Annotated in this window: 1 pseudogene; it reads right to left on the bottom strand. The window is 44.5% G+C overall.

Going from position 1 to position 1,120, the window contains the following annotated elements:
- Nucleotides 1-1,120 (bottom strand): annotated as a pseudogene (locus HMPREF3090_RS09850) (hypothetical protein); the annotation flags it as partial.

Here is a 1,120-nt window from a genome sequence, read left to right as displayed (position 1 = left end):
TCTGGCTTAGGATCTTCTGGCTTAGGATCTTCTGATTTTGGATCCTCTGGTTTCGGATCCTCTGACTTAGGTTGGCAACATGGAATTTCAAGGATTTCTTTTGTATTATCCGTAAACACAATCGTTAATCGACCATCTTTACTATAGATCTTCTTAATTCCTCTGCCATCTTTACCGTCTCTGATAAAGTGACGGCTCGATTCCTTACCTTCTGGATCTTTAACAATCACCCATAGACCACTGTCACCATCTGCATCCTTACCAGGAACTGTTTCAAGACTTGGTGAGCGACCGTCTTGGCCATCCTTGCCGTCACGAACGAATTCGCGTGAAACTTCATTACCATCTCCATCGAAGATAATAATCCATTGGCCACTATCCCCATGTTCATTCTTACCAGGTTCTACTTTAGCAGAAGGGGTCTTACCATCTTGACCATCACGGATGAATTCACGAACGATTTCATTGCCATGACCGTCTTCGATAATCAACCATCTGCCCACATTGCCTTGGCTATCTTTGCCTTTTTCAGTACGGATTTGTGGGGTTTGACCATCTTGACCATCCTTGCCATCGCGACCATGGTAGATGGTATGTGTTTCAGTCGAGCCATCTGGATGCGTTATCTTAATACTTAAGCCGATTTCTTTACCATCAGAATCAAGGATCTTTTCAGTACTTAGAAGCGGTGATTTCCCATCTTTTCCGTCCTGTCCATCCTTGCCATCGCGCACAAATTGACGGTCTAATTCTTGGCCCGTGTCACGGTCACGGATAATCAACCACATACCTGACTGTCCGTTGAAGGTACCAGGTTCAGTTGATGCAGTTATAGACTTGCCGTCTTTACCGTCACGAATGATGTGTGTATGGCTTGTTCCATTGGCATGGTGGATGGTGATTTCTAGACCTTCTGCAGTTTCTCGTGATGAGATATCAGCTGATTTACCATCTTGACCATCAGCAATAAATTCACGGTCAATTTCTTGAAGGGTCTCTCTATCGCGGATAATCAACCAAGCACCTGATTGTCCTTTATGGTCGCCACGTTCCGTTGTCGCAATAATGGATTTCCCATCGCGACCATCTTTTCCATCCTTACCATCTTTCCCATGTTTAA

It is taken from the genome of Aerococcus sp. HMSC23C02, assembly GCF_001806805.1.
In the GTDB taxonomy this organism is placed as follows: domain Bacteria; phylum Bacillota; class Bacilli; order Lactobacillales; family Aerococcaceae; genus Aerococcus; species Aerococcus sanguinicola.
The sequence above is the reverse complement of the archived record's forward strand: the minus strand, read 5'-3'. Positions and strand labels throughout refer to the sequence as shown.